The sequence below is a fragment of the Variimorphobacter saccharofermentans genome (assembly GCF_014174405.1).
Lineage (GTDB): Bacteria > Bacillota > Clostridia > Lachnospirales > Lachnospiraceae > Mobilitalea > Mobilitalea saccharofermentans.
The window spans coordinates 3,106,752-3,129,186 of the sequence record NZ_JACEGA010000001.1 but is presented as its reverse complement, the minus strand read 5'-3'; the positions used below and the strand labels follow the sequence as shown (position 1 = coordinate 3,129,186).

The 22,435-nt window shown below is 39.7% G+C and carries 18 protein-coding genes; 17 read left to right on the top strand and 1 reads right to left on the bottom strand.

The features are described 5' to 3' along the window. The first annotated feature begins 189 nt into the window (after positions 1-189). The 3 genes from H0486_RS13635 to H0486_RS13625 all read left to right on the top strand — a co-directional run bounded on the left by H0486_RS13635 (position 190) and on the right by H0486_RS13625 (position 3,435). Positions 190-1,950, top strand: a complete 1,761-nt coding sequence (locus H0486_RS13635) for a M3 family oligoendopeptidase (protein WP_228353515.1) — start codon at positions 190-192, stop codon at positions 1,948-1,950. 11 nt (positions 1,951-1,961) lie between these two features. Then, positions 1,962-3,122, top strand: coding sequence for a PTS transporter subunit EIIC (locus H0486_RS13630; protein WP_228353514.1), 1,161 nt, complete (start codon positions 1,962-1,964; stop codon positions 3,120-3,122). Positions 3,123-3,222: 100 nt separating this feature from the next. After that, positions 3,223-3,435, top strand: a complete 213-nt coding sequence (locus H0486_RS13625) for a hypothetical protein (protein WP_228353513.1) — start codon at positions 3,223-3,225, stop codon at positions 3,433-3,435. A gap of 90 nt (positions 3,436-3,525) precedes the next feature. Here H0486_RS13625 and H0486_RS13620 read toward each other — a convergent pair whose 3' ends face one another. After that, on the bottom strand, positions 3,526-4,383 hold the full coding sequence (locus tag H0486_RS13620) for a DegV family protein (RefSeq protein WP_228354441.1): 858 nt from the start codon (positions 4,381-4,383) through the stop codon (positions 3,526-3,528). 300 nt (positions 4,384-4,683) lie between these two features. Here H0486_RS13620 and scfA point away from each other — a divergent pair, with 300 nt between their 5' ends. From scfA to H0486_RS13550, 14 genes are all read left to right on the top strand, one after another. After that, positions 4,684-4,824 carry a six-cysteine ranthipeptide SCIFF gene (scfA, locus tag H0486_RS13615; RefSeq protein WP_228353512.1) on the top strand — a complete coding sequence of 47 codons (141 nt, stop codon included), beginning with the start codon at positions 4,684-4,686 and terminating at the stop codon, positions 4,822-4,824. Positions 4,825-5,171: 347 nt separating this feature from the next. Beyond that, positions 5,172-6,602: a thioether cross-link-forming SCIFF peptide maturase gene (gene scfB, locus H0486_RS13610; RefSeq protein WP_228353511.1), complete on the top strand. Its 1,431-nt coding sequence runs from the start codon at positions 5,172-5,174 to the stop codon at positions 6,600-6,602. 43 nt (positions 6,603-6,645) lie between these two features. Then, complete coding sequence (gene recJ / locus H0486_RS13605; RefSeq protein ID WP_228353510.1) at positions 6,646-8,403, top strand: single-stranded-DNA-specific exonuclease RecJ; 1,758 nt, start codon at positions 6,646-6,648, stop codon at positions 8,401-8,403. A gap of 154 nt (positions 8,404-8,557) precedes the next feature. Then, positions 8,558-9,082, top strand: a complete 525-nt coding sequence (locus H0486_RS13600) for an adenine phosphoribosyltransferase (protein ID WP_228353509.1) — start codon at positions 8,558-8,560, stop codon at positions 9,080-9,082. A 96-nt stretch (positions 9,083-9,178) separates the two neighbouring features. Further along, positions 9,179-11,473, top strand: a complete 2,295-nt coding sequence (locus tag H0486_RS13595; protein ID WP_330594534.1) for a RelA/SpoT family protein — start codon at positions 9,179-9,181, stop codon at positions 11,471-11,473. Between the two features lie 38 nt (positions 11,474-11,511). Then, positions 11,512-12,180, top strand: coding sequence for an MBL fold metallo-hydrolase (locus tag H0486_RS13590; RefSeq protein WP_228353508.1), 669 nt, complete (start codon positions 11,512-11,514; stop codon positions 12,178-12,180). Between the two features lie 47 nt (positions 12,181-12,227). Next, a complete protein-coding gene (hemZ, locus tag H0486_RS13585; protein ID WP_228353507.1) occupies positions 12,228-13,715 on the top strand; it encodes a coproporphyrinogen dehydrogenase HemZ in 1,488 nt (495 codons plus the stop codon). A gap of 50 nt (positions 13,716-13,765) precedes the next feature. Next, positions 13,766-15,013, top strand: a complete 1,248-nt coding sequence (hisS, locus tag H0486_RS13580; RefSeq protein WP_228353506.1) for a histidine--tRNA ligase — start codon at positions 13,766-13,768, stop codon at positions 15,011-15,013. A 147-nt stretch (positions 15,014-15,160) separates the two neighbouring features. Beyond that, entirely contained in the window at positions 15,161-15,466 is a 306-nt protein-coding gene (locus H0486_RS13575; protein WP_228353505.1) for a Dabb family protein, read from the top strand. A 155-nt stretch (positions 15,467-15,621) separates the two neighbouring features. After that, on the top strand, positions 15,622-17,412 hold the full coding sequence (gene aspS / locus H0486_RS13570) for an aspartate--tRNA ligase (protein WP_228353504.1): 1,791 nt from the start codon (positions 15,622-15,624) through the stop codon (positions 17,410-17,412). Between the two features lies 1 nt (position 17,413). After that, positions 17,414-17,695, top strand: a complete 282-nt coding sequence (locus H0486_RS13565) for a DUF1294 domain-containing protein (RefSeq protein WP_228353503.1) — start codon at positions 17,414-17,416, stop codon at positions 17,693-17,695. 211 nt (positions 17,696-17,906) lie between these two features. Beyond that, complete coding sequence (locus tag H0486_RS13560) at positions 17,907-19,442, top strand: sodium:solute symporter family transporter (protein WP_228353502.1); 1,536 nt, start codon at positions 17,907-17,909, stop codon at positions 19,440-19,442. A 621-nt stretch (positions 19,443-20,063) separates the two neighbouring features. After that, positions 20,064-21,806, top strand: coding sequence for an indolepyruvate ferredoxin oxidoreductase subunit alpha (iorA, locus tag H0486_RS13555; protein WP_228354439.1), 1,743 nt, complete (start codon positions 20,064-20,066; stop codon positions 21,804-21,806). A gap of 12 nt (positions 21,807-21,818) precedes the next feature. Beyond that, a complete protein-coding gene (locus tag H0486_RS13550) occupies positions 21,819-22,394 on the top strand; it encodes an indolepyruvate oxidoreductase subunit beta (RefSeq protein ID WP_228353501.1) in 576 nt (191 codons plus the stop codon). Positions 22,395-22,435 lie beyond the last annotated feature (41 nt).

Sequence of the window (22,435 nt, the reverse complement as noted above, 5' to 3'; positions counted from 1 at the left end):
CATATATATATACATATTTTTAGTAAAGTGCTAAAATACTTAAGGATTTCACAGAAGTCTCATTAATACAGAGGCTGATTGGAGGCATAAAAAGCGTACAATGCATTAAAATATACAGTATAAACAATGGCTAGAATTATTTCGTTTCGCAATTACCTATTGAAAAAAGAAATAGAAAGGAAAATATCAATGAATAAGGAATGGTCGTTAGATGTTTTATACAAAGGATATGATGATATCAAATATACAGAAGATAGAAAACGATTTGAGCAGCTCACGAAGGAGATGACGGACCTGTGCAATGAGCTTAATATGTCGGATACCTCAGAGGAGGATAAGCTGTTAAAGGCTGTGAACTATCTCGAAGAGTATAAGGTTCTGGGAAGTAAAATCGGATATTATGTTACTCTTCGTCAGTCCGTCAATACTACAGATAGTATGACGGCGAATGAGATGAGTAGCTTCGAAAGGCAGTTCAGCTTGTTTTCAAAACCCATCGCAATGATACAGAAATTTATTGCAGGCATTCAGGCGATGGAATCTTATTATGAGAAGTATCCTAAGCTGAAAGCTTACGAGTATCTATTCACAGAATTTAAGAAAGAATCATACTACTTACTAAGTGATGATGTGGAAGATGTTATAGGAAAATTAAATGTATCAGCGGGCTCGGCCTGGGGAAGTATGCAGAGCTTTCTTACTTCAACATTGGAAGTAGAGTACCGGGATAATGTGATTACTCTTCCTGAGGTTCGTAATAAAGCATATAGTGAGGATGCTGAGGTACGAAAAGATGCTTATGCAGCAGAACTTAAGGCATACGAAAAAATCAAAGATGCGATTAGCTATTCTCTTAATAATATAAAGACGCAGGTAAACACCATATGTGAATTACGAGGATATGAATCTCCACTTGCAATGACACTGATGCAGTCCAAGATGAAACAAGAAACATTGGATGCTATGCTGGAGGCAATTCAGGATACACTACCTTCTTTTCATAAATATCTGAAGCACAAAGCGAAGATTATGGGACACAGGGGTGGACTCCCTTGGTATGATCTGTTTGCTCCCATTGGAGAGAGCACTACCCAATTTACCATAGAGGATTCGAAGGATTACCTTGTAACGCATTTTCGTGGTTTTTCCGATGATCTTGCGGATATGGTAGCAGAGGCTTATGATAATGAGTGGATTGATTTTTACCCACGTAAGGGTAAGGTTGGAGGTGCCTTCTGCGAGAATATCCCCTTTGTGAAGCAAAGCAGGATATTAACGAATTTCACAGGTACCTTTAGTGATGTGGTAACACTGGCCCATGAACTGGGGCATGCATACCATGGATTAAACATTCAGGATCATCTGCCTCTCAATGTGGATTACAGTATGCCAGTGGCTGAGACGGCCTCAACCTTTAATGAGGCATTGATTATGGAAGCAGCAATTAAGGAAACTACGGGAAGAGAGAAGCTGGCACTGATAGAAAGCCAATTGCAGGATGTAACACAGATTATTTGTGATATTTATTCCCGTTTCCTGTTTGAGAGCGCAGTATTTGAAAAGAGTAAAACAGGTTTCCTTTTTGCAGATGAATTAAAAGAGATGATGCTGGATGCACAGAAGGAAGCTTACGGAGATGGATTGGATCACGATTATCTTCATCCGTATATGTGGGTCTTAAAGGGGCATTATTATTCAGAAAGCTTAAGCTTTTATAATTTCCCTTATGCCTTCGGAGGTTTATTGGCAAGAGGACTATATGAAAAATACAAAACAGGGGGAAAGGATTTTATACCGAAATACAAAGCATTACTAAAGGCTACAACCGTAATGAGTGTAGAAGATGCTGCGATGGAAGCAGAGATAGACTTGGAAAATCCAGACTTTTGGCGTACCAGTCTTAGAACAGTGGAAGATTTAATTGAAGAATTTATCCGCTTAGCAGAATAGAAAGAGAGAGTATGACTTATATGAGCACAACAGAGAAAAGATCAGGTGGACAGAATTTGTTCGATCGAGTAATGGACATTATATCCGGGATATTTATCCCAATTGTTAATGTAATAATGGCAGCAGGCTTATTGAAGGGGATTCTGATGCTGCTGGTGAATGCAAATCTCCTTCAACAGACAGATGGAGCATACCAGATGCTTTATGCAATATCGGATGGGTTTTTCCATTTCCTTCCTGTATTTCTTGCGTTTACTGCATCGAAGAAGCTTAAAGCAGATACCTTTACTTCAGTTATGCTGGCAGCAGCGCTGGTATATCCGGATATCACCGCACTGTTTAAGAATGGAACTCAGATGGATTTGTTTGGAATTCCCATACGGGAGGTAACCTATCCTTCCAGCGTTATTCCCATTATTATGGCTGTGGGACTGCAACATTATGTGGAACGACCCTTGGAAAAATATCTTCCCAATGCCATAAAGGGCTTTTTAAAGCCAATGATTACCTTGACGGTTGTAACTCCAATAACGTTTTTGGTATTTGGACCTTTAGGATCTATGATTGGTGAAGCTTTGGCAGGAGTATATGCATTATTGTATAATTTAAGTCCGGTTGCTGCAGGAGTGATATTTGGTCTGATCTGGCAACCAATGGTTGTTTTTGGATTACAATGGGGTCTGGTTCCGGTTATTATAGATAATATCAGTACATTAGGCATGGACTCAATACTACCGCTCCTGGGACCGGCGGTTATGGGGCAGGCAGGTGCTGCGCTGGCGGTGAGTATATTGACAAAGGATAAGGAATTAAAGTCGATTTCCATGTCGGGATCTATTACAGCAATACTGGGAATTACCGAACCCGTATTATATGGGGTAACTGTTCCGTTAAAGAGACCAATGATTGCAGCTTGTATTGCTGGTGCAATTGGAGGAGGCATTGTTGGAACCTCAAGTGCATCAGCGGTTTCTTTTGCCTTCCCATCCATGGTAACCTTAGTGGTATATTTCGGTGAAGGCTTCTGGACATTCCTAATCGCTATGGTAATAGGATTTATCCTTGGATTTGTGTTAACCCTTATCATAAGATTTGAAGAGCCTGTAAAAAGCCAGGCGGGTGATATAAGTCAGGATAATGCCTCTAATACTGTCTCATATGATTGCTTATGATAATTGTTGATACATGTAAAAATAGGAAATTACATTTTACATAAATTAAATAATCTATCAAATACTAATCTTGATGAATGATAAAAGGAGGATTAGTATTATGAGTTTGATAGATAAGGATCATCAGCTTCCGGTTGGACTTGGAATGAAACTGGCACTGGACATGGATGCAATGACGAATTTTGTACAGTTACCGGAAAGTAGTAGAAAGCAATTGGTGGATTATATTGAGAGCTCCGGTACCGGAGATGAAGCAAAAAGACGAGTATCAGAAGTGGTAAGTAATCTTCATAGTGGTAATTCGTTCCGTTAAGCTTCAAGATTGAGTAATTATATAGTCAAATACAGGATAGAGAGGTAGCATCTGAGAAAATGCACCTCTCTATTTAGATGATACCATATGTTATCTTTCCTTACCCATAAAGAACAATGCCACCGTTCCAGGGCCGGAATGAGCACCGATAGTAGGGCTAACAAAATGGATGAGGTTTTCCTTAATACCAAAGCGTTCCTTGACTAGATTGGCCACAAATTGAGCATCCTCGAAGCAATCACCATGACTGATGAAGATGATGTCGTTCTTCCCGTTATAGTCCTTAATACGTACCTCCATCTGATCGACTAAGGATATCAAAGCTTTTTTTCTACCCCGAACATTATTTAGAGGAATTAAACGACCTTCATTATTAACATGAAGAACCGGTTTAACATTGATTAATGTACCAATCACTGCGGTAGCTTTTGATACACGTCCGCCACGATGCAGATGGTGTAAATCATCTACCGTGAATAAATGACATAGATTGAGCTTGTTGTTCTCGATCCATTCCACTACTTCGTCAAAGGTATTGCCATTCTCCTTCATTTGGACTGCTTTATGAATCAATAATCCCTCGCCAAGAGACGCACACAGAGAATCAATCACAGTAATCTTCGCTCCAGGTCTTTCATCACATAATTCCCGGGCTGCTGTAGCAGAAACAGAATAACTTCCGCTAAGAGCAGATGAAAAAGCAATGTGTATAATATCATAACCCTGATCCAACAAATCAGTGAAGATCTGTCTGGCGGTATCTGGATTCACTGCCATTGTATTCGGCATGGCACCACTACGCATGATTCGATAAAATTCTTCCGGTTCCAGCTTGTTATCTTCTCCATATACTGTACCGTTCATACTATAATAAAGCGGTAGAATAGTAATGTCGTGCTGTTTTAAATAATCATCCGGTAAATCACAGGTTGTATCCGTTGTTATTATATATTTGTTTGACGTACCGCATCATTCCTTTCTTATGTTATTTGCCTTGGTATTATAATTGTGGCAAGTAGTATCGATTACGACATCATACATTATACCATACTGTAATTGCTTGTTTCAATACACATTTCCATTATTATCAATTTTATAATTAATAGAATTGCAAAAAATACTTTTCTTATGCATATACATATGGTATAATAGCAAAAAATAAATTGTTGCTCAAAAAGCAGATATGATTTGTGCCCTGGTTGTTGTGGCACATATTTAATGTTATCTGCGTAGAAATGGAGGATAATAATGAGACATATCAGAACTTTAAACACAAAGAATCTGAAAGATACTATGAAAAAAGGCGGATGTGGAGAATGCCAGACTTCTTGTCAGTCAGCATGCAAAACTTCCTGTACAGTAGGTAATCAAAGCTGCGAAAACAAATAGTTTTCAGTACATAAAGACGCAATCAGGCAAATGGATGAACGACAAAATAGAAGGTGTCTTAAGAAGCGAATCTCTTGAGACACCTTATGTAATTCGTGACAATAGAAGGTTCGTAAAGCGTACTTTCTAGCATATATAAGAATTGGAATAATATGTTTTCATCCGGTTTATGACAAACACAAGAGAAGGATCTTGTATTTGGGGCTGCCTCAAAATATTTTTCGGGCTATATTTATGAAAGATATTTTGTGACAGTCCCATTCGTTGTAAAATCTTCCATCATCATAACGCAAAGGATAGCAGATTGTGAATATAAAGTTACATACATAGAATTAGGAGGAAAAACCGTGGTTCACCAATATAAAAGTAATGGATATAATATTGTTTTGGATGTTAATAGTGGAATGATTCATGTAGTCGACGATTTGGCTTATGATATCATTGAGATGTATGAGAATAATGATCAAGGAAGTATCGTAGAAGCAATGGTTCAGAAATACACACAGCCTCAGTATGCAGGGCTGATTCAGATAGAAGACGGACCTAAGGAAGATTTTACAGATCATGTAGAAGCCTTGGTTCAACAGATATGCGAGGTTTTAGAAGATGTGGAGCAACTGAAAAAGAAAGGCTCTTTATTTACAAAGGATGTTTATGAGGATTATATTAAGGATTTTAAGCAACGTTCCACAGTTGTGAAAGCACTTTGCTTACATATTGCCCATGATTGTAATCTGGCGTGCAGATATTGCTTTGCGGAGGAGGGTGAATACAAAGGTGGCCGTGCTCTGATGAGTTATGAGGTGGGTAAAAAAGCCCTTGATTTCTTAATTGCAAACTCCGGTAACCGTAAGAACCTGGAGGTGGATTTCTTCGGAGGGGAACCACTGATGAACTTTCAGGTAGTGAAGGATTTGGTTAAGTATGGCAGAGAACAGGAACAGCTTCATAACAAGAAGTTCCGTTTCACACTAACGACCAATGGAATTTTATTGGATGACGAAGTGATGGAATTTGCTAACAAAGAAATGAGTAATGTGGTATTAAGCATTGATGGAAGAAAAGAAGTTCATGATAAAATGCGCCCCAGCAGGAACGGGAAAGGAAGCTATGACGTTATTCTTCCGAGATTCCAAAAGCTTGCTGAAAGCAGAAATCAAACGAACTACTATGTTCGAGGAACATTTACTCACAATAACCTTGATTTTTCCGATGATGTTAAGCATTTGGCAGATCTCGGTTTCCAACAGATTTCCGTTGAACCTGTCGTGGCTTTACCGGAAGAGTCTTATGCGATTACGAAGGAGGATTTACCAATCCTATTTGATGAATACGATAAGCTTGCAAAACTGATGATAGAGAGGAAAAAACAAGGCAAGGGATTCAACTTCTTCCACTTTATGATCGACCTGTCCGGGGGTCCCTGTGTTGCAAAACGTCTGTCAGGGTGTGGATCAGGAACGGAATACCTGGCAGTAACTCCCTGGGGGGATTTATATCCGTGCCATCAATTTGTTGGAATTCCGGAGTATCTTATGGGAAATGTATTTGAAGGCGTGACAAAGCCTGAGATACGGGAAGAATTCAAGTGCTGTAATGTATATTCCAAGGATAAATGCCGGGACTGCTTTGCTAAATTCTATTGCAGTGGTGGTTGTGCAGCAAATTCCTATAATTTTCATGGTAATATTAATGATGCTTATGATATTGGCTGTGAACTGCAGAAAAAGCGTGTGGAATGTGCGATTATGATAAAGGTAGCGGAAGAAAGTCAGTAGAATGTGATGAGCATTCAGGGTTGTGTGCGAAAGTGGAGGCCACATGGAGAATTGGGTAATCAAGAATAAAAAAGCGGATTTTCATCAGCTCATGCAACAATGTGGTATCAGTGAAGTGCTTGCACGCTGTCTGGTTAATAAAGGGTACACTGATTCTGAGAAAATCACCGCTTTTTTAAATCCGAAAAAAGAGAATTTATATGATCCATTCTTAATGAAAGATATGAGAAAAGCCTGTGATATTCTAACTGAGAAAATCCATAATCATAAATGCATCCGAATTATTGGAGACTATGATGTGGATGGGGTAGTCGCAACCTATGTTCTGTATCAGACACTTACGAAGCTAGGGGCAGAGGTGGATTATGATATACCGGACCGCATCAAGGATGGTTATGGAATAAATGCTGCGATGGTAGGGGCAGCCATAGAAGATGAAGTGGACACTATACTTACCTGTGATAATGGAATTGCTGCGATCGAGCAAATTGCATATGCGAAAGATAATGGAATGACGGTAATCGTAACGGATCATCATGACCTGGTTCATAATGAGGATAGCGGGTACCTGCTTCCCTTGGCAGATGCTATTATTAATCCCAAGCAACCGGATTGTACATATCCCTACCCCGGCTTGTGCGGTGCGGCAATCGCATTTAAGTTAAGTATGGCATTAATGACATATTTTGATGTGGCTGACAAGGAAGCTTTTCTCGATGAGCTGATAACCTATGTTGCTATCGCAACGGTATGCGATGTTATGGACTTAGTTGATGAAAATCGTATCATTGTAAAATCTGGGTTAAACTTAATTAAAAATACAGAAAATAAAGGCTTATTGGCTTTGATGGATGCTTGCGGAATTGATAAGGAACAGCTGTCAGCTTTTCATTTGGGCTTTGTAATCGGTCCCTGTCTGAATGCCTCAGGTCGATTAGATACGGCCAAAAAAGGCATGGATCTTCTGTTAGCCTGTACCAAGGAGGAGGCTGTGGAATTAGCGGGTGAGGTTCGAATGCTGAACGATGTCCGAAAGGAAATGACCGCAGAATATACAGAGAAAGCAATAAAGATGATCAATGAAAGTGACATGATGAAGGATAAAGTGCTTGTGGTCTATCTTCCTGACTGTCATGAGAGTATAGCCGGTATTATAGCGGGAAGAGTAAGAGAAAGGTTTAACAGACCGACGATTATACTAACGGATGCTAAGGAATGTGTAAAAGGTTCCGGTAGATCCATAGAACAATATAATATGGTAGAGGAACTGTCTAAATGCCGAGACTTATTTCTTAAGATGGGCGGTCACCCAATGGCAGCAGGTCTTTCGCTACTTCCGGAAAACATAGATATACTTAGAAGAGCATTAAACGAGAACACAAACCTGACAGAGGAGATGTTAATTCCGAAGGTTTCCATCGATGTTCATCTTCCCTTAGGATATATAAATGAAAGCTTGATACAGGAACTGCAACGGCTTGAGCCCTTTGGAAAGGGAAATGAAAAGCCTGTATTTGCAGAGAAGGATCTAAGGATCAAGTCCGCTTTTGTTATGGGTAAGAATGCATGTGGGTTACGGTTTCGATTGGAGAACCAATATGGCAAAGAGATGGAGGCCATTTATTTTGGAGATGTTAACGAATTCTTTTCCTATATCTGCAACACCTATGGTAGGGAGGAAGAAGAAAGATTAAAAACCGGAAGAGGAGTTAATTTCAAACTTACCATTACCTATTATCCGAGAATTAATGAGTATAATGGTTTTCGAAATCTTCAACTGATTATCCAAAATTATCGTTAACATAATAAAATTCTTTACGAAGTATTAATGATAGTGATATAATTAGCATCTACAAGAGAATATATCCGTATGAATAATAATTTAACTATAAATGACATAAAGAATTGTGCCAACGCCTAAAGACAAAGCAATTGGGCAGGAATGGAGGAACAATATGAAAAACTTAGAGAGCTATGTAAGAAGTATACCGGATTTTCCGGAACCGGGAATCATTTTCCGGGATGTGACCAGTGTATTACAGGACAAAGACGGACTAAAAATGGCAATTGACAGTATGCAGGAGCTAATTAAAGATCTGGATTTTGATGTGATTGTTGGGCCGGAGTCAAGAGGATTTATCTTTGGTGTTCCGCTTGCTTACAATTTAAACAAAGCATTTATCCCTGTTCGTAAAAAGGGTAAATTACCTTGTGAGACCATTTCTATGGACTATGATTTGGAATATGGCAAGGCAACGATTGAAGTTCATAAGGATGCTATTAAACCTGGACAGAAGGTTGTAATAGTGGATGATCTGATTGCTACAGGAGGTACCATCGAAGCAATAACAAAGTTAGTTGAGATGCTTGGTGGAGAAGTAGTCAAAATCATCTTTTTAATGGAGCTTAAAGGTCTGAAGGGACGCGAAAAGCTTTCTGGCTTCGATGTCGAAGCTGTAATTCAATACGAAGGAAAATAATTTCAGATAGATCGCTTGCTAGGATGTTTATAACAGAGGCTGAAAGAGTAGTTGGAGTTCGTTCTATTTTACTATTTGATAACGGGTGGTGATATCATGGAAGAATCTAAAGTAATATCGGGAAAAGAGGATATGATTGTATCGGCTACAATCAATGCGCCGGCTGATTTTACTTCGCCTGAAGTGCTTTATAAGGAATTGATTGCGAAAATACGTGCTTACCATCCTTCTGCGGATATTTCTATGATAGAAAAGGCATATAAGCTTGCTGATGACGCCCATAAGGATCAATTTCGTAAATCAGGAGAACCTTATATTATTCACCCGTTATGTGTTGCTAACATCTTAGCAGAGCTTGAGCTTGATAAAGAGACGATCGTTGCCGGAATTCTTCATGATGTAGTGGAAGATACTGATTTTACAATTGAAGAGATATCCTCTATGTTCTCCAATGAAATTGCGCTGTTAGTGGATGGTGTAACGAAGCTGACAAAGCTGAATTATGACATGGATAAGGTTGAACTGCAGGCAGAGAACCTTAGAAAGATGTTTCTTGCTATGGCAAAGGATATCCGGGTGATCTTGATAAAGCTGGCAGACCGGCTACATAATATGAGAACCCTGAAGTATAAAGAACCCCATAAGCAGAAGGAAACGGCAAGAGAAACAATGGATATCTATGCTCCCATTGCTCAGAGACTCGGTATTTCCAAAATCAAGGTGGAACTGGATGATTTGTCCCTAAAATATCTGGAACCTGAGATATATAAAGATTTGGCAGAAAAGATAGCTAGTAAGAAAAGTGAACGTCAAGCTTATATTGATGATATCGTAAGCGAAGTTCGCAGGCATATTGAAGAAGCGGGCATTGAAGCGAAGATCGATGGACGCATAAAGCATTTTTTCAGTATTTATAAGAAAATGGTGAATCAGAATAAGACACTGGATCAAATCTATGATCTGTTCGCAGTACGTATTATTGTTGATTCCTTAAAGGATTGTTATGCAGCTCTCGGTGTAATTCATGAAATGTATAAGCCCATACCGGGGCGTTTTAAAGATTATATCGCTATGCCGAAGCCGAATATGTACCAGTCTCTTCATACGACACTGATCGGACCGAAGGGAGCGCCCTTTGAGATTCAGATCAGAACCTATGAGATGCATCGAACTGCAGAGTACGGTATTGCTGCTCACTGGAAGTATAAAGAGGGTCAGGATGGAAAAGCAGGTTCTGCAACAGCCGAAGAAGAGAAGCTTACATGGTTGCGACAGGTATTGGAATGGCAACGGGATATGTCCGATAATAAGGAGTTCCTAAGCCTTATCAAGAATGATTTTGATTTGTTTTCAGAAAGTGTTTATGCTTTTACTCCCACAGGAGATGTGAAAACCTTACCAACCGGGTCGAATCCCATAGATTTCGCTTACAGTATCCATAGTGCTGTAGGTAATAAGATGGTCGGTGCCAGAGTAAATGGTAAACTTGTACCTATTGATTATGTTATTCAGAATGGTGACCGTATTGAGATAATGACTTCCCAGAACTCAAAAGGTCCTAGCCGGGATTGGCTATCGATTGTAAAGAGTACCCAGGCGAAGAATAAAATCAATCAATGGTTTAAGACGGAATTAAAAGAGGATAATATTACCAGGGGTAAAGAGTTAATCGCCGCCTACTGCAAGACAAAGAGTATAATACTTAGCGATTTATTAAAACCGGAATTCTCCAATGTTGTCATGAGAAAATATGGTTTCCGTGATTGGGATTCTGTATTGGCAGCAGTTGGCCATGGTGGATTGAAGGAAGGTCAGATCGTTAATAAACTTCTGGAAGAATATAAAAAGAAGAACAAGAAGGAAGTTACCGACGAGAATGTTCTGGATGCCATTACCGAGGTAAAGGATCGTATTCCGCAGAAGAAATCCAAGAGTGGAATTGTAGTAGAAGGTATTCATGATGTGGCGGTTCGTTTTTCAAAGTGCTGCAGCCCAGTTCCCGGAGATGAAATAGTTGGCTTTGTAACAAGAGGACGGGGCGTGTCCATTCATAGAACAGACTGTATCAATGTCATTAACCTACCGGAGGAAGACAGGGCCAGATTGATTGATGCGGAGTGGAATGTGGCTGATGGTAAGGATCCAGGAGGAGTATATACTGCAGAGATCAAAATATATGCCAATAACCGAACCGGAGTCCTTGTAGATATTTCCAGGGTTCTAACGGAAAATAAAATTGATGTTACATCTATGAATGTAAGAACTAGTAAGCAGGGAACTGCTACAATCAGTATTGGCTTTGAAATTCATGGAAAAGAGCAGCTGAATGAGATTATAGCCAAGCTTCGCAACGTGGAGAGCGTACTTGATATTGAACGTACTGCGGGGTAAACTGATTTCTCAAAGTATCCAGTGTAAGGATGAAAGGCATGGTTGATGGTATGATTGATATGAATATGAAGGTTCTTGTTCTTGGTATGGTTCGGACAAACTGTTATATAATCAGTAATTCAACTACGAAAGAAGCTATTGTCTTCGATCCCGGAGATAATGCGAAACGAATAGAAGAGCAATTAAAGGCAAATGACCTGGTGTGTAAGGCAATCCTTCTCACCCATGGTCATTTTGACCATATAATGGCTGCGAAGGAACTGTCCGAACTTACGAAAGCACCGATTTACGCTCACGAAAAAGAAGCTGAGCTTCTGAAAAATCCGGCTTGGAATGCTTCCGCCAATATAGGGTGTGAGGTTAGTCTGGTTCCGGACCTGTTGCTAAAGGATCAACAGGAGATTAATCTAGTCGGCTTCTTAATTAAGGTAATCCATACTCCCGGGCATACCATGGGTGGAGCATGTTATTATTTTACCGATTATGGTATCTTAATCAGTGGTGATACCCTCTTTCTAGACAGTATCGGAAGAACGGACTTACCAACGGGAGATACAAGGGAGTTAATTAAATCGATATCAACGAAATTGATGTGTCTGGATAGTAATGTGAAGGTGTATCCAGGGCACGGTGATCCTACGACCATCGGTTATGAAAGAGAGAATAATATCTATATCACACAGAATTGGGATGTTTATGATACGTAAACCCCAAAGTAATTATTTGTTTGGGTAACTTAGGAATGGAGACAGATATGATAGATATCATCTTGTCGGATAAAAGCTTTGAGAATGATGTATACCCTTTAGTAAAAGCTTTTTATCCGGAAGCAGCGATGAAGGTATATTCCGAAGAGGAATATGCGTTAAAGCATACAGATCCGTTAGAACAAGGTATAAGACTTGAGGTGAATTTCACAGAGAGAGAAATCATGATTTTTCTTTCACAGGAGGATAATAAACCAATATCTGTTAGCACCTGTGTGCCGGAAGGTATAGGAAAGTCCAGATATAAGAATGTGATGAAGCGCTCCTTATATGAATTATTATCCCGTATTACGGAGAAACAACTCCCTTGGGGAATATTAACCGGTATTCGTCCTACTAAGCTGGTGTATGAAATGTTGGAACAGAACATGGACACGGAAGATATTTATCGTACCATGGGGGAAGAATATCTTTGCTCGGATGAAAAAATATCTATGAGTATTGAGATTGCCAGGAGGGAAGCACAGCTGCTGCAGGAAATGGATTATAAGAATGGTTATAGCCTATATATTGGAATACCCTTTTGTCCCAGCACATGCTTGTACTGCTCCTTTACATCCTATTCCATTGAGAAATATTCTGAATACGTGGAGGCATACCTTGAGGCTCTTGAGAAAGAAATTCAATATGCAGCTACCTGCTTTCCAAATAAAAAGCTGACGACCGTGTATTTGGGTGGCGGAACACCGACTACGTTACAGGAAGATCAGCTGGAGAGATTATTAAAGAAAATAAGAGAATACTTTGATTTAACTTATGTCAAAGAGTTCTGTGTTGAAGCAGGAAGACCGGATAGTATTACTGAAAAAAAGCTTCAGATTCTCAAGCAATACGGAGTGGATCGAATATCAATCAATCCTCAAAGCATGCAGCAAAAAACCTTGGATCTAATCGGAAGAAGACATACAGTTGATCAGATATATGAGGCCTTTCATATGGCTCGAAAAACTGGTCATGAGAATATCAATATGGATATTATTCTTGGCTTGCCAGGAGAAACAAAGGATGATGTGTCAGATACACTGAAGCAGATAAAAAAGCTGAATCCGGAAAGCCTTACGGTGCATACCTTAGCAATAAAACGTGCTGCCAGATTAAATATGGAAAAAGAGCAGTATATGGATAAGAAAGCAACGGATGTCTCCGGTATGCTGAAGGAATCTATCGAGTTTGCCAACCATAACGGATATCTGCCCTATTATCTCTATCGTCAAAAAAATATGGCTGAGAATCTTGAAAATATTGGATATGCAAAGTATGGAAAAGAAGGACTTTATAACATCTTAATCATGGAGGAACAGCAGACCATTCTGGCTTTAGGAGCCGGGGGAATGTCAAAGTTCGTTTTTCATGAGGAAAACCGAATCGAACGGGTCGATAATGTAAAGAGTATTATGGATTATATTCAGCGAATTGATGAAATGATTGAAAGAAAAAGAAGTTTTCTGGAATTGAATAAACATCTATATAATTGATTGCAGAAAGCTATCATATAACAATGTACTAGATAGAACGGAGGACGAAAATGATTACACAAAGACCAAAGGGAACACAGGACTGGTATGGCTCTAATATGCATAAACGTACCATTATCGAGGGAATTGCACGTAAGCTGTGTAAAGTATACAATATCAAAGAGGTTATCACTCCAGCCTTTGAACATACTATTTTATTCCAAAGGGGAGTCGGGGAGACCACGGATGTGGTTCAAAAAGAAATGTATACCTTTGATGATAAGGGAAACCGCAGTATTACACTGAAACCGGAGGGTACTGCAGGAACGGCACGATGCTATCTTGAGAATGGTTTATTCGCTGAAAGTCAGCCAACAAAGCTATTCTATTTCACTCAGGCATTTCGTTATGAGAATCCGCAAAGTGGAAGGCTTCGTCAGCATCACCAGTTTGGTATCGAATTCTTTGGTTCAGCCAGTCCGCTTGCTGAGGTGGAGCTGATTTCCCTATTGACGGAATTCATGAAGGAACTGGGTATGAAGGGAGCTAAGCTTCATATTAACAGCATTGGCTGTAGCAATTGCAGAAAAACCTATAATGAAGCATTACTTGATTATTTAAAAGCCCATGAAGGTGAGCTGTGCCCTACCTGTCGGGAACGAATGCTTAAAAATCCGCTTCGTGTCATAGATTGTAAGGTTCCGTCCTGTAAGGTAATTGTAAAAGATGCACCTAGAACGGTGGAATATCTGGATGAGGAATGTAAAAATCATTTTGAGGAGCTAAAACGATTATTAACAGAGTTATCCATTTCTTTTGAAGTAGATACTGGAATTGTAAGAGGGCTGGATTATTATACAAAAACCGTATTCGAATTTGTTAATGCAGAGGGCTTTACTCTTTGCGGCGGGGGACGATATGATAATCTGATTCATGAAATTGATGAGAAGCAAAATATCCCTGCAGTAGGCTTTGGATTTGGTATTGAGCGCATTATCAATGAGTTGGCAGCAGAAGGAGTGGAGCTTGAGCCGGAACCAGCAGTAGATTTATATGTAGGAATTTTGGGCCAGGAAGCAAAAGCCTCCGCGTTTATGTTGGTTCAGAAATTGCGAGCAGCAGGTGTAATCGTAGAGACAGATTATATGGATCGCAGTGTGAAAGCTCAGATGAAATATGCGAATAAAATTGGAGCAAAGCATACCGTGATTATTGGAGCGGATGAACTGGCGAACAATCGGGCTAATGTTAAAAATATGGAGACCGGTGAACAGGTAGAGGTTACTCTTGATAAAATAGCAGATTTATTTGTGTCCTAATTGAGCATATTATGAATATGACAGACAAATCTGTCTGAGAAACAGGAAACCTGGCAGTATTTATTTGCTTAATATCATCACTTTGATGATATTAACAGGAAAGCTATTGTGTTGATATACGTTGCTTATGGCAGAAGGGAGGCTTTTATGGTTAAACATATTATTGGATGGGATTATGCAGATGGTTTTACAGAAGAGGAGAATCAAAAGCATGTGGCTGAGATGAAAAAAGAGCTGGAAGGTCTGATTGATAAGATAGAGGGTATTCTGACGATACAGTTGATTACGAACCCAATCGATACATCGGATGCGAAAATTCTGCTCTACAGTGAATTTGAGAGCGAAGAAGCACTTAAAGCATATACAATTCATCCGGAGCATGTGAGAGTAGCGAATACCTATGTGAGACCCTTTGTAAAAAATCGCAGATGCTTTGATTTCTTGGTTTCTTAAGCTTTTATCCGTAAATTAGATATGGACAGATATATTAAAATGGATTAAAATAGTTGAAAACACGCTATGCGGGTTTTCAACTATTTTATGTAGTAATTTATTAAGTTAGAAGATCAGGCGGGAATTCCCGACTTTAGATAAAAGGAGAATGAGAAATGGCTGAATCTATGAGAGGCTTGCACAGAAGCCACAGATGTACCGAATTATCCGAAAAGAATATCGGAGAAAATGTTACTGTAATGGGATGGGTACAGAAAAGCAGAAATAAGGGTGGTATTATTTTTGTTGATCTAAGAGATCGATCCGGCATCTTACAGATCATTTTTGAGGCGAATGATTGTGGCAATGAAAACTTTACGAAAGCAGAAACCTTAAGAAGTGAATTTGTAATAGCTGTAGTAGGTAAGGTGGAAGCCCGTTCCGGAGCTGTGAATGAAAATCTTGCTACCGGTAAAATTGAAATTAGAGCAAAGGAACTGCGAATCCTTTCTGAAGCAGAGACACCTCCGTTTCCGATTGAAGAGGATTCAAAGACAAAGGAAGAGCTTCGTTTGAAATATCGCTATCTGGATTTAAGAAGACCTGATTTACAGAAAAACCTGATTCTTCGTAGTAAGGTTGCGAATGTAACCCGGAGTTTTCTGACAGAGGAAGGCTTCCTGGAGATAGAGACTCCAATGCTTACGAAGAGTACTCCGGAAGGTGCCAGAGATTACTTGGTGCCCAGCCGTGTACACCCTGGTAATTTCTATGCATTACCCCAATCACCACAGATTTTCAAGCAGCTATTAATGTGCTCCGGTTATGATCGGTATTTTCAGATAGTTAAGTGCTTCCGTGACGAAGACCTTCGTGCGGATAGACAGCCGGAATTTACTCAGATTGATATGGAGCTTTCATTTGTAGATGTGGATGATGTTATCAGTGTTAATGAGCGCTTATTACAGAAGATGTTCAAAGAGAGCATTGGTATCGATATACCATTACCGATACAGAGAATGACCTATGCAGAAGCAATGGATCGGTTTGGTTCTGATAAGCCGGATATTCGGTTTGGATTTGAATTAAAAAATGTGTCAGAGGTTGTAAAAGGCTGTGGCTTTAGCGTATTCACTAACGCACTAGAAAAAGGCGGTTCCGTTCGAGGTATTAATGCGGAAGGCCAGGCAGATATGCCTAGAAAAAAGATTGATGCATTGGTGGATTTTGTTAAGGATTATGGGGCTAAGGGATTGGCATATCTGGCAATTGCAGCGGATGGTTCATATAAATCATCCTTTGCAAAATTCATGACGGAGGAAGAACTGTCAGCATTAGTGGCAGCGATGAACGGAAAACCGGGAGATCTTCTGCTATTTGCTGCAGACGAAGATGAGATTGTATTTGCTTCGTTAGGAGCTCTCCGTGTAGAAATTGCAAAAAATCTTGGCCTGCTTCATAAGGATGAGTATAAATTCCTTTGGATTACAGAGTTCCCTCTGTTGGAGTACTCAAAGGAAGAGTGTAGGTATACAGCGAAGCATCATCCGTTTACTATGCCAATGGATGAGGATCTGGCACTGCTTGATACCGATCCAGGCAAAGTAAGAGCAAAAGCATATGATATTACATTAAACGGAACTGAAATCGGTGGTGGGTCCGTGAGAATCTACCAGAATGATATTCAGGAAAAGATGTTTGAGGTATTGGGATTTACGAAGGAAGCGGCCTACGAACGCTTTGGCTTCCTCCTAAATGCATTTAAATACGGTGTACCTCCGCATGCTGGACTTGCGTATGGTTTGGACCGTTTGGTAATGCTGATGACTCAGGAGGATAGCATTCGTGACGTTATCGCATTCCCGAAAGTTAAGGATGCTTCCTGTCTCATGACAGAAGCGCCAAACATTGTAGATGATAAACAGTTAAAGGAATTAGGAATCTCAATAGCAAGCGAGGAGATGTAACATGCTCCCATACTTGATGTCGGTTATTATCGGATACCTCCTTTTGATAAACATGATCGGCTTCATTATAATGGGGGTGGATAAGAAAAGAGCAGTAAAAAACGCTTGGAGAATCCCGGAAAGAGTGTTATTTATGGCGGCTTTTGCAGGTGGAGGTGTGGGATGCTATCTTGGCATGCATCTGTTTCATCATAAGACAAAACATTGGAAGTTCCAGGTATATGTTCCTTTGGCTGCCCTGATCTATATATTACTTCTTCTAAAGCTGTATCAAGCAGTTTAGATAAATAAAAGATAATCATATAGCGGCTTATGCAAATTGCCTTATACATGTATATTAAGCGAAGTATCTGTAGCATGTATTATTAGTAAATATTTGCATAAGTCGTTTTTTTGTGTTGACAAATCCATAATAATTTGTTATTATTGCTTTAAAGCGCAAACGCTTTAAAGCGTTAAAGCGATGAAGAGCTTGGAAAGGGAGAGGTATCAACATGTTCATTAAAGTGTTGTTTTTGGTAGTCTTTTTTGCAATTATGATTTTCGTAGGATTATATGCAAGAAAGCATGCTACTAATGTTGGAGATTTTGTACTTGGTGGAAGAGCAGTGGGACCGTGGCTAACTGCTTTTGCTTATGGAACTACTTATTTCTCAGCAGTTGTATTTGTTGGTTATGCGGGGCAATTTGGATGGAAGTACGGTATTTCGGCTACATGGATTGGTATAGGAAACGCCATGATAGGAAGTCTATTGGCTTGGGTGATCTTAGGACGTAGAACTCGTGTTATGACCCATCATGTGAAATCAACCACAATGCCGGACTTTTTCGGAAGCCGATACAATAGTAAGGCATTAAGAATTGCAGCTTCTGCAATTGCATTTATCTTCCTTGTACCTTATACAGCTTCTGTATATAACGGATTATCCAGATTATTTGGTATGGCCTTTGATATACCATACTGGGTTTGTGTATTGGTTATGGCTGTACTTACCGGTGTTTATGTAATACTCGGTGGATATATGGCTACTGCAATCAATGATTTTATTCAGGGAATTATTATGCTGATTGGAATAATAGCGGTCATTATAACAGTATTAAATAATAATGGCGGTTTCATAGAAGCGTTGAACGGCTTAGCTATATTTGAAAGTGATGCTCCTGCTACGCTAGGACAAACCGGCGTGTTTGCCTCATCCTTTGGTCCAGACCCAATTAATCTTGTTGGAGTAGTGGTCCTGACCTCCCTAGGTACCTGGGGACTACCGCAGATGGTGCATAAATTCTATGCTATTAAAGATGATAAATCCATTAAGACAGGAACCATTATTTCCACTATCTTTGCTATCATCGTATCTGCTGGATGCTATTTCATAGGTGGCTTCGGAAGATTATATGATAATCCGGCTATTCATAAAGCAGATGGCACTGTAATATATGATGCAATTGTACCTCACATGCTTTCTACTCTATCTAATGCCTTAATCGGTATAGTAGTCGTACTGGTATTATCTGCATCCATGTCAACCTTAGCGTCACTTGTAATGACCTCCAGTTCAACATTGACATTGGATTTTATCAAAGGAAATATTGTGAAGAAAATGAGTGATAAGAGTCAATTACTCACTATGAGAATATTGATTATATTCTTTATTGCATTATCCGTATTCCTCGCACTAAATCCTCCCACTTTTATTGCACAGTTGATGGGGATTTCATGGGGAGCTTTGGCAGGATCCTTCTTAGCACCATTCCTATATGGTTTGTATTGGAAGGGCGTTACCAAAGCTGCTGTATGGGCAAGCTTTGCTACCGGTGTCGGTATTACAGTATCAAATATGTTCTTAAAATATATTGCATCTCCGATCAATGCCGGGGCATTTGCAATGGTTGCAGGCTTAGTAGTAGTACCAGTAGTTAGTCTGCTTACTCCTAAGATGGATAAGAAGTATGTTTCTGATATTTTTAGCTGTTATGGTGAAAAGATAACTGCTCCCACAACGCATACAACAGAAACCGTCGCAGAGTAATATAAATATGCATTTTACCATTGGGTAGAATAAATAGATTGCGCATTGAAAGCTGACTTGTGAATAATATCATGAGTCAGTTTTTATTTGGTTGAGATGACAATAGCCTGATTAAAGCGATGGAAAACTAACATATTAATCGCTTGAGCTGGTCTTTGTCATCTAAATATATTCATTATTATTCATTGAAATTATCCTGCTGACTTATGATACCCTAAACATTTATATAATTAAGAAATTCTCTGAATTTCTTAATTATATAAATGAACTCCGAAAGGATGGAGGCAGGAATATATCCAGAGTCGGAGTATTTGCACTAGTCGGTACATAAGGCTCTGTATTTTAGAGCCTTATGTACCGTTACTTAGTGCAACTAAGCGAAAGCGGCTCCGCGGTGGATATATTCCTGTCTCTATCCTTCCGGTGTTCTATAAGAACAATAATTATTAATGAAAAATAGGGTTGTGCTTTACTATAGTAATGTGATAAAATTAGTAGCAATGGATGAATAAAGGTAAGCTTCCATTACAAGGAGTGTAATTGGTAAAATTACCTACAGTTCGTGATAAAGGACATCGGCAGTTTGCCAGCATGTTTTATGCAAGAAAGGAGTTTTACATAGTGTCTGAAAAAGTTATAATGCTTGGAAATGAAGCTTTTGCTCGTGGTGCATATGAGGCGGGTTGTAAAGTGTCCGCAGCCTACCCGGGAACACCCAGCACAGAGATCAGTGAGAATATTGTAAAATATGATGAGATTTATTCGGAATGGTCACCCAATGAAAAGGTGGCAATGGAGGTTGCGATTGGTGCATCGATAAGCGGAGTAAGGGCTTTAGCATCGATGAAGCATGTTGGTTTAAATGTTGCAGCTGATCCGTTATTTACGGTATCTTATATCGGAGTTACTGGTGGTTTAGTTGCTATTGTAGCGGATGATCCTGGCCTATACAGCTCGCAAAATGAGCAGGATACAAGAGCGGTAGCAAGAGCTGCAAAAGTTCCTGTATTAGAACCTTCTGATAGTAGTGAAGCAAAGGAATTTGTAAAATTTGCATTTGATCTAAGTGAAAAATATGATACACCGGTAATTGTACGTTCCACTACCAGATTGTCCCACTCCCAGGGAATGGTGGAGCTCAATGATCGGATAGAATTAGAAGATAAACCCTATGTACGAGATTTTGCTAAAAATGTAATGATGCCGGGAAATGCAAAAGGACGTCATTTGGTCGTTGAGAGCAGAGAAGCGGCTCTCGTGAAGGATGGATGCAATTTTCCAATTAATAAGGTTGAATATAATGATACGAAGATTGGTTTTATCACTTCAGGTATTCCCTATCAATATGTTAAGGAAGCATTTCCGAATGCATCCGTATTAAAGCTGGGTATCGTAAATCCTCTTCCTAAGAAGCTGATTGAGGAATTTGCTTCAAAGGTGGATACCTTATATATTGTGGAGGAGCTTGATCCGATTATTGAAGAACAGGTAAAATCTTGGGGAATTAAGGCTATAGGAAAGGAAGTACTAACTGTTCAGGGTGAGTATTCGGCAAATCTTCTCCGCAAAGCAATTGGAGGAGAAAAGCTATCCATTGCTCTACCAGCGCAGGCTCCGAACCGTCCTCCGATTTTATGCCCTGGATGCCCTCACAGAAGTGTATATTCCGTGCTAAGCAAATTAAAAATACATGGAGCAGGAGATATCGGCTGCTATACTCTGGGAGCTGTGGCTCCGTTAAGTGTTGTTGATACCACCGTTTGCATGGGCGCAAGTATATCCACCCTCCATGGAATGGAAAAGGCAAAGGGAAAAGATTATATCAAGAACTGGGTAGCAGTAATCGGTGATTCTACATTTTTACATACGGGAATTAATTCTTTAATGAATATGATATACAACAAAGGTACTGGAACAGTAATGATTCTTGATAACTCCACAACAGGTATGACTGGTCATCAGGATCATGCTGCAACGGGTAAAACGCTGAAGGGAGAACCAACCTATGCAATTGATATTGCAGCTTTGTGTAAGTCGGTTGGTGTTAACCATGTATATGAAGTAAATGCCTTTGATACGGCTAGACTGGAAAAGGTGGTTAAGGAAGCTACTGCGATAGATGATGTGGCAGTAATTATTACGAAATCTCCTTGTGTTCTGCTAGACAAGACACCGGTATCGAAGCAGTATCGAATTAATCCGGAGGTTTGTATGAAGTGCGGAATGTGTATGAAACCAGGCTGCCCGGCGATTACGAAGAAAGAGAACGGAACAATTGTAATCAATGATACCATGTGTAATGGCTGCGGATTATGTGAGACAGCATGTAAATTCGGTGCAATCAGCCCGGTACAGTTACGATAAGGAGGATTTACCATGGAAACGAAAAACATTATGATTGTCGGTGTTGGCGGGCAGGGAACCTTGCTTACCAGTAGAATATTAGGAGCGTTGACCATTCATGCGGGATATGACGTGAAATTGTCAGAAGTCCATGGAATGGCACAAAGAGGAGGCAGTGTTGTTACCTTTGTCAGATATGGTGACAAGGTAAATGAGCCGATTGTTGAGGAAGGTCAGGCAGATGTCTTAATCGCCTTTGAACGTTTGGAAGCATTACGATATGCTCACTTCTTAAAAAAGGGCGGTGCAATTGTTGTGAATGATCAACGAATTGATCCGATGCCGGTTGTAATCGGTGCAGCAAAATATCCTGAAAATATCCTGGAAGACATGGAAAAGGAACATAGAGTATTCAAAGTGAATGCCATTGAGGAAGCAAAAAAGCTAGGTAACAGTAAAGTGTTCAATGTGATCGTGCTTGGTATCGCCGCACAGCATATGGATTTTTCAAAGGAAGACTGGTTAACAGTGATCGAAAATACGGTTCCGAAGAAAACCATCGAAATAAATAAAAAAGCATTTGAGGTTGGTTATACCTTACATCAGTAGTAACAGGAAAACACAAAATAATTACTCATGGGAGGGGATGC

Bases quoted from the DNA above. Each gene is read 5' to 3' on its own strand.
- H0486_RS13550 (WP_228353501.1), top strand. From the start codon at position 21,819: ATGGAAACGAAAAACATTATGATTGTCGGTGTTGGCGGGCAGGGAACC.
- H0486_RS13565 (WP_228353503.1), top strand. From the start codon at position 17,414: ATGCTCCCATACTTGATGTCGGTTATTATCGGATACCTCCTTTTGATA.
- aspS (WP_228353504.1), top strand. From the start codon at position 15,622: ATGGCTGAATCTATGAGAGGCTTGCACAGAAGCCACAGATGTACCGAA.
- H0486_RS13560 (WP_228353502.1), top strand. From the start codon at position 17,907: ATGTTCATTAAAGTGTTGTTTTTGGTAGTCTTTTTTGCAATTATGATT.
- H0486_RS13630 (WP_228353514.1), top strand. From the start codon at position 1,962: ATGACTTATATGAGCACAACAGAGAAAAGATCAGGTGGACAGAATTTG.
- H0486_RS13595 (WP_330594534.1), top strand. From the start codon at position 9,179: ATGGAAGAATCTAAAGTAATATCGGGAAAAGAGGATATGATTGTATCG.
- H0486_RS13575 (WP_228353505.1), top strand. From the start codon at position 15,161: ATGGTTAAACATATTATTGGATGGGATTATGCAGATGGTTTTACAGAA.
- scfA (WP_228353512.1), top strand. From the start codon at position 4,684: ATGAGACATATCAGAACTTTAAACACAAAGAATCTGAAAGATACTATG.
- hisS (WP_228353506.1), top strand. From the start codon at position 13,766: ATGATTACACAAAGACCAAAGGGAACACAGGACTGGTATGGCTCTAAT.
- recJ (WP_228353510.1), top strand. From the start codon at position 6,646: ATGGAGAATTGGGTAATCAAGAATAAAAAAGCGGATTTTCATCAGCTC.
- H0486_RS13625 (WP_228353513.1), top strand. From the start codon at position 3,223: ATGAGTTTGATAGATAAGGATCATCAGCTTCCGGTTGGACTTGGAATG.
- H0486_RS13590 (WP_228353508.1), top strand. From the start codon at position 11,512: ATGGTTGATGGTATGATTGATATGAATATGAAGGTTCTTGTTCTTGGT.
- H0486_RS13635 (WP_228353515.1), top strand. From the start codon at position 190: ATGAATAAGGAATGGTCGTTAGATGTTTTATACAAAGGATATGATGAT.
- hemZ (WP_228353507.1), top strand. From the start codon at position 12,228: ATGATAGATATCATCTTGTCGGATAAAAGCTTTGAGAATGATGTATAC.
- H0486_RS13600 (WP_228353509.1), top strand. From the start codon at position 8,558: ATGAAAAACTTAGAGAGCTATGTAAGAAGTATACCGGATTTTCCGGAA.